The following is a 571-nucleotide window of genomic DNA, read 5'->3' on the forward strand; positions in this document are numbered from 1 at the left end:
AGCCGGGGGGACCCGAAGTCGGTAGTCTAACCGCAAGGAGGACGCCGCCGAAGGTAAAACTGGTGATTGGGGTGAAGTCGTAACAAGGTAGCCGTAGGAGAACCTGCGGCTGGATCACCTCCTTTCTAGGGAGTCAGGCAGATCGGCAAGACTTGATGTCTTGGATGATCTGGTACAAGGGAAAGTTCAAGTTCGATATTGTTCAATTTTGAGGGCCCTGAAAAGGGTTACTCAACAGAGATTGTGGGGGTTTAGCTCAGCTGGGAGAGCACCTGCTTTGCAAGCAGGGGGTCAAGGGTTCGATTCCCTTAATCTCCACCACTTATGGGCCAATAGCTCAGCTGGCTAGAGCACACGACTGATAATCGTGAGGTCGATGGTTCGAGTCCATTTTGGCCCACCACGTGATCCGAAAGGATCACCAAAGACGTACCTTGAAAACTGAATAATAACTGCGAAACAAGATTATAGTAAGTTCTTTTTAAAGAAACACTACAGTTTCAAAAGGAAGGGTAACAATAATCTAGTTGGCAAATAGAGAATCAAGAGGATATTGATAGACTCAAAGAGA

General features: G+C 47.1%; 2 tRNA genes and 1 rRNA gene. All 3 read left to right on the forward strand.

The features are described from left to right. A 16S ribosomal RNA gene (locus tag JCM17207_RS10500) occupies nucleotides 1-125 on the forward strand; the annotation flags it as partial. Between the two features lie 120 nt (nucleotides 126-245). After that, a tRNA-Ala gene (locus JCM17207_RS10505) sits at nucleotides 246-321 on the forward strand. 5 nt (nucleotides 322-326) lie between these two features. Continuing rightward, nucleotides 327-403: transfer RNA gene (locus JCM17207_RS10510), tRNA-Ile, on the forward strand. Nucleotides 404-571: the final 168 nt, after the last annotated feature.

Origin of the sequence: Faecalibacterium gallinarum (assembly GCF_022180365.1) — a bacterium.
GTDB lineage: Bacteria > Bacillota > Clostridia > Oscillospirales > Ruminococcaceae > Faecalibacterium > Faecalibacterium gallinarum.